We start from the raw sequence: 6,764 nt of genomic DNA, 5'->3' as shown, positions 1-6,764 counted from the left end.
CATCTTCACCATATAATAGCGGTAAAATATTGACACCGTCAATCTTTTTCTCCGGAAGTTCAGCATGGGTGATCGCAGCCAGTGTGGGCAAAATATCTATCGTGGAAGCCATCTTGTTGCAAACGCTGCCTTGGGGGATGGCATCCGGCCATTTCATGATACAAGGGACTCTGTGCCCTCCCTCAAAAACCGTTCCTTTTCCTTCCCGTAAGCCACCGGCAGATCCTCCATGGTTTCCGAACTGGAGCCAGGGACCATTGTCGGAAGTTAAGATTACCAATGTATTGTCCGCTATACCGCTTTCTTCAAGCGCTCTCATGATTTCTCCTACCGACCAGTCGATTTCCATCATCACGTCACCATATAAGCCCTGCTCGCTTTTATTCTTGAATTTGTCTGAAACGGCTAATGGCACGTGCGGCATGGAATGTGCCAAGTATAAGAAAAATGGATTTTCTCTGCTTCTGATGATAAAATCGACTGCTTTCTCGGTATACCATGTGGTTAATTTTGCCTGATCGTCCAATGTCCTTATCTCGGCTATTTTTTGGTTACCTTCAATCAGCGGTAATTCCGGAAATTTTGATTTCCGTGCATTCTTATTTGAAAAATTCCTGCTTCCATCGTAACCCACGGGCCACATGTCATTAGAATAGGGGAGTCCAAAATATTCGTCAAAACCGTGCTGAAGGGGCAGAAATTCACGATGATGCCCCAGATGCCATTTGCCTACCGCCGCGGTTTTATATCCCCTTTTTTTCAATATCTCGGGAATCGTCTCTTCCTCTTTATTTAATCCGATTTGAGCGGTAGGATTTAAAGCTCCTGTTATGCCGATCCGGTTGGGATAGCAACCTGTCATTAACCCAGCGCGTGAAGCGCTGCTGACTGCCTGGGCTGCATAGAAATTAGTAAATCTCATTCCCGAAGCTGCCAAGTGATCAATATTCGGGGTATTGTATTGCACGGCTCCATTGGAGGCGATATCACCATACCCCATGTCATCCATGAACACGATAATAATATTGGGATTCTCTTGTGCACGAACATGGGGCGCTATAAACGGCGTTCCTGCCAATGCAATGAATAAATCTGGAATCTTCATTTTTATTGTTTTAGATATATATTACTATTTTGCAATGATTTCTTCAATCGGATAATCACCAGTATTGCCTGGAAATTTCCTGCATTACCGGATATTTGTTATCCTCGTCTTCATATTTTTTTTTCAGTTTTACCAACTCCTTTTTCAATTCAGGAATGAGATGCTTACTGGAAGGATTGTCATATATATTATGCATTTCATTCGGATCATTTTTCAAGTCATAAAATTCCCATTCAGGTGTATAAGGGCTATTTTTTGCCCCCTTCATCCCAAGCGGCTGCCCATAATAAAAGATCAATTTGTATCGGTCTGTACGGATACCGTAATGAGCTGTCACGTCATGTGATTCATCCGCATGCATCCAATAACGGTAATAAATTGATTTTCGCCATCCTTCCGTGGTTTTTCCTTTGAGATTGTTTCTGAAACTTTCACCTTGCATATAATCGGGTTTGGGAACCTGGGCATAGTCGAGAAACAAGGGTGCAAAATCAATGTTCATAACCATATCATCATTGACTGTGCCCGGTTTAATTTCATCAGGATATCGTATCAGGAAGGGCATTCTTAAACTTTCTTCATACATTAGCCGTTTATCGAACCAGCCATGTTCACCCAGGAAAAATCCCTGATCACCAGTATAAATGACAACGGTATTTTCAGTAAGCCCGTTGTCATCAAGGTATTTTAGAATTTTTCCTATATTTTCATCAATTCCCGCCACACATCTGAGATAATCCTTGATATAATGCTGATATACCCAACGTCTTTTTTCATCACGGGTCATGTTCTCCGGAATGGATATTCCCTTGAGATCAGCTTTCCTCATATCTTCCATTGACATTCTCAATCGTTGGGCATAATGTCCTTTCCCTTCATAGGAATCAAACAAATTGTCCGGTTCCGGAATATCTGTATCTTTTAATAACTCGTTGTACCGTTCTGCCGGTTGCCATGGACGATGGGGGGCCTTAAAATGACACATCAGAAAGAAAGGTTGATCTTTTTTGATCGCTTGGAGATAATTGAGTGCCTCATTGGTGATGACATCGGTGGAGTGCCCCTTGAATTCTTTCCCGTTACCCTTGCCTTTGTGCCAATTTCCCTTTTCAATCAAAAGGGGATTCAGATACCTTCCCTGCCCGGGTAAAACATTATAAAAGTCGAAGCCATCCGGTTCGGAACTTAAATGCCATTTTCCTATGATGGCAGTCTGATATCCTGCCTTTTGCAGCTCCTTTGCTACGGTGGGATGATTCCTGTCCAATACATCGGATAAGGTATAGACCCCATTTTTTTGGCTGTACTGTCCGGTTAATATGGAAGCCCTGCTTGGGGTGCTGATAGAGTTGGTAACAAAACAATTGCTCATTATTGCCCCTTCGTTGCCAATTCTGTCAATATTTGGAGTAGGAAGATATTTTGATAAAATACCTTTGTAGGCGCTGATTGCCTGCGTCGTATGATCGTCAGACATGATAAATAAGATATTGGGCTTTTGCCCATTTGGTTGGGATGCCTGTATCGAACCTCCTCCCATCAAACACAATGGAAATACAGCCACTGTCTTTCTAAAGATATATTTGACTTTCTCTTTATTCATCGGTTCCAATACAAAACTTGACCCATCTCTTTCAATTTATTTAAATAACGCTCCATGTCAATATCCTGAACCGGTACTTTTTCTTCTAATGCATGAATTGCCGCAATACCGGCGGACTCGCCAACTATCATGAATGTAGGTTCCATTCTTGCCGAAGCATAACCCAAATGAGTAGACGAGAATAACACAGGCACCAACAAATTAGGACATTCATACTTTTGAGGAATAATAGCACGGTATGGAATGGGGTAAGGAGTATTGGTAGGACCTTTGGCTCCACCCACGAACATGTTTCCTTCGATGGCTACAAAGATGGAATCGTTTCTTTCAAACCATGTTCTTCTGGCAGGATAAGTATCAATACCATATTGTGCCAGGCCAATAGGATCTTCAACATGAGTTTTATTGTAAACATCATGTTCAGTGATAGTATAAAGCCCCATTAAACGGCGGCTGACCCGTATATATAGTTGATGTGGCCATCCGTTTGTTTCGGGATGATGGAAACCGTCAAGCCCCATACTTTTTGTTTTTTCTCTAAAATCTTCCGGTACTCTTAGATCGGATGACATGAAAAAATACAAGCCACGAAAATAATTTTGATATGCTTTCCATATCCGTGCTTTGGTTGCGTAATCTCCTCCGGAATAAATATGATTAATTCCAAGTGGAACTGTTGTTATCAATGAACCCCGATGATAATTATATTCACCGGAGTTTCTCCAGCCTGGGAAAATCCAACCCAGTCGTTTATTGAGTTCTTCTTTATCTTTGAAAGTTTCCTTTAAATAATCTACATATCGGCCGACAAGTTCAAAATCAAGCGGATTATAGTCTTCCGGGACTGTTATCTCGATACGTCTCTCCGGATCTGTCGTAACATAGAACCTGAAGTTATAAGCTTGTGTATATTGATCTCCGGCGCCTTGTTGTTTTCCGTGATCATTTTCGACCAAGGGTAATAAACCGCTATGTGGATTATCTGGTATAATGAAAGGACTGATCGGAGTAATATTGTCATAGGGACGCACTCCGGCAAGGCTTTCCCCGTAATCCATGGTAGATTCTCTTCCAATCCGGTTCGATACTCCCGATCTCGCCATCAATTCCCCGTCATAACTGGCATCAATGTAAATTTTGGCTTTTATGTTTATATTGTCATATTTCTCGGCCTCTTCCACTGGACATCCATTTTCGTCGTAGGGGGCTAAGTCAAAAAGGACCTCCTTGATCTCATTTTTAGACTTTATGGTACGACTTATTCGATGATCATAAATTACAGGAACATTATGTTCTTCCAACAGCTTTAAAAAGTCTTCTCTGACATGTTTCGGGCTAATTTCCCTATTTAATTTACGAACTTTCTCGTAGGTTAATGAACTATCTTCTGATCGGACGCCCAATTGTAGTATCAACTCTCTGGTACTTCCTCCTATGGCTTCAAAATTCGGGAGATCGTCTGTAGGTTTTAATCCTGAACCAAGTATCCCGCCCACCCATCTGCTGGGTTCCACGATAATCACAGAATGCCCGGCTTTTTTCACGGTTATCGCGGCCATGATCCCTGAAGGAGTTGCTCCATATACCAGCACATCAGGCTCATTGTTCTCTCCCTGATCGAAATGGCAACCAAGGATCACTCCTGTGAATAAAATTAAAATTAAATTCTTCATATTATTTATCTGATTTTACGTTCATTCTAAAGAAATAGAGAGATTCTCCCATCAAATTGGAGTGGAATTTATTTTTCTCTGTCATAGTTGTCGTACTGTTATTTCCTTCATTTGTAGTGGCATCTGCATTCCAGTATATGACTTCGATGGTGTTATTGAGCATTTCCCAATTATCAGGCAATTTGATAATCGTATTTGCTGCCCCATCTTTATCTTTATTTAATATCCAGACAGACAAAACGGCGTCTTTAATAAAAGCGGCTGTTAATAAACCGGGTGTTGTGGAAATATCTACATAACGACCGCCATTGGCATTGTTTACCAGTTTTTTAAAAATTTCATATTTGCCCGTTTTAATGATTTGCCTGTTATTCGGATGTATCCACAACATAGAATGATCTCTACCTGCATAATTACCAAAAAAAAGCCATGTATCGATAGCATTGAATCCTGCCCGCATATGTTCCCATAAAATTTCCGATGTGAGTATCTCCTGTTTTAGCTCCATACCTACCCAGGCGTGCATCTCGGTATTCCACACTTCTTTTCCACGAGTATTCGCTTTATTTACAAACTCCGAGAATGAGCCACTCCCGCCGGTATTGTGCACAGAGGCGATATCAAATCCGTCCTGTTCACCATTTGCTGTATTGATGGCATCCAGCCAATTGATTCCACCTTCTACGCTCCAAGTGGAGGGCGCAATCAGAAGAGGCATGTTGATCCCAGCGTTTAATTTTGCGGGCAAATTATCTTTGATATATTTGGCATGTGCTGGCGTAATGATGGTTTGTTCATTGGAAAGATCCATATAGGTGATATCGAAGCCTTCCGATTTCATTAAGTTCAGGTAGTCGGCATAATATCTCACCAATTTATCCACATGAAAAGCTCCCTTTTCCCATTGGGTGACCACTATGCCATCCACAACTTTCGTCCCGTTCTCGTCCCATTCTTGTATCCACCTTGGATAAGGGGACCAAGGGACACTGTTGTTGCCCCAGATAGTCGCTCTTTCCTCTTCGCTGTATGCTTCCTGAAGAGGTCTTGGAGAAGCAAAAAATTTAATTTCCGGGTTTGCATTTTTCATTGCGTTCATCATCTCGAGTATCATGTCATAGGCGTCAGGTTTTAATACACCCTCTTCTCGTTCATAATCACACGGAATCGCCACACGGACAAAGTGTGATTTCATTTCAGATACTGATAATCGGGCAACCTCATCTTTTATATAGCTTCTCCAAAACCACAATCTTTCCGCATCAATGCCAAGATTTATTTCCTGACGTAGATTCCCGGAAATTGTTATTACATCTCCCTTCGGTGTAGGCTCCGGGTCTGGATCTGAATCCGGATCCGGATTTTCAATGGGCGGATCTGGCAGTGTGGTTTCTGATGTACTGCATTGTATCGAGATAGTAAATATTATTATCGTTAAAATTAAAGGATAAATATTTCTTCTCATTTCACCTGTTTTTTTATTAATTCCACTCTTCGAACCGGAGTTCGTTTTCGGGATCATTTCTTTGTTTCAAATATTCATCCACTTGAAATGTTTTCCCGGATTTTATGTATGAATACCGGAAATGGTATTCGTCCCGTGTGCTATCGTAGGTAGAGCCCAGATCGGTCACTTGTAGACTTGAAGAAGAAAGTGCTATCGCGTGACCCGTCCCAAATGTAATTTTCATTTTTTCTGAATCTTCAGATCCAACGCCGGCCATTTCACATTCCGATAGAGACTGGGTTGTGAGTACCCTGGTTTTATTACGACTCCAGTCGGTATGCGAATAAATGATTTTACTTCCTTCAATTTCAGTACCCTGTGTATTGAGTTCAATCTGTTCTCCACGGACAAAGTAAGTCCCCGAATTCTCGGAAATATACTTTACAACCAATACGGTATAATTTTTACCTGGAATCACATTATCGCCCACCAAAATTGAATCGGCAGATGAATCTAGTATTCTCACCGGCAATGCATACGTTGTTCCCAGTGATACTGGATCGGCGGTAAATTTCACCTTATCGATCTTTATGGTGAAATCTCCCATGAATTTCCCCTTGGGAATAATAATTTTATTGTCGGTGATATCAAAATCATACCAATCTTCCGGAAGCAAAGAAAAGGCGGAGGCACCATTGACAGTCTCTAATAACGATGGATCTATTTCGAAAGTTGCCCACTGGTCGGTTTTATTCTCTAGCACTCCGGCGTAAACCACCCCTAACTTAAAATCCAATGTGGATTGGTTTTCACGTGTAACCAGTGTTCGCAAAGGTTTTTGTGAACCGAAATAAACAGCTGAATATTCATAATCGTACCTGTACTCTTCGTAGCGCTCACATGCGAATAAAAGGGCACACATTATAATTAAGGAGC

The 6,764-nt window shown here is 41.4% G+C and carries 5 protein-coding genes; all 5 read right to left on the bottom strand.

The genetic code is table 11. The features are described from left to right. Nucleotides 1-1,105 (bottom strand): sulfatase family protein (locus tag B4G81_RS15200; protein WP_294084016.1); only part of this gene is annotated, 1,105 nt, incomplete at its 3' end. A gap of 55 nt (nucleotides 1,106-1,160) precedes the next feature. Next, nucleotides 1,161-2,708 (bottom strand): sulfatase family protein, encoded by a 1,548-nt coding sequence (locus B4G81_RS15195; RefSeq protein WP_294084014.1) that lies wholly within the window; start codon nucleotides 2,706-2,708, stop codon nucleotides 1,161-1,163. Next, a complete protein-coding gene (locus B4G81_RS15190; RefSeq protein ID WP_294084012.1) occupies nucleotides 2,705-4,381 on the bottom strand; it encodes an FAD-dependent oxidoreductase in 1,677 nt (558 codons plus the stop codon). The genes B4G81_RS15195 and B4G81_RS15190 overlap by 4 nt, the downstream gene beginning before the upstream one ends. Before the next feature lies 1 nt (nucleotide 4,382). Then, nucleotides 4,383-5,846: a hypothetical protein gene (locus B4G81_RS15185; RefSeq protein WP_294084010.1), complete on the bottom strand. Its 1,464-nt coding sequence runs from the start codon at nucleotides 5,844-5,846 to the stop codon at nucleotides 4,383-4,385. 16 nt (nucleotides 5,847-5,862) lie between these two features. Then, the gene (locus B4G81_RS15180) at nucleotides 5,863-6,750 is read right to left on the bottom strand and encodes a DUF1735 domain-containing protein (protein WP_294084008.1); all 888 of its coding nucleotides are present in this window, start codon (nucleotides 6,748-6,750) and stop codon (nucleotides 5,863-5,865) included. Nucleotides 6,751-6,764: the final 14 nt, after the last annotated feature.

The organism is Proteiniphilum sp. UBA5384 (assembly GCF_002410825.1).
In the GTDB taxonomy this organism is placed as follows: domain Bacteria; phylum Bacteroidota; class Bacteroidia; order Bacteroidales; family Dysgonomonadaceae; genus Proteiniphilum.
This window is presented reverse-complemented; position numbering and strand designations above follow the sequence as displayed.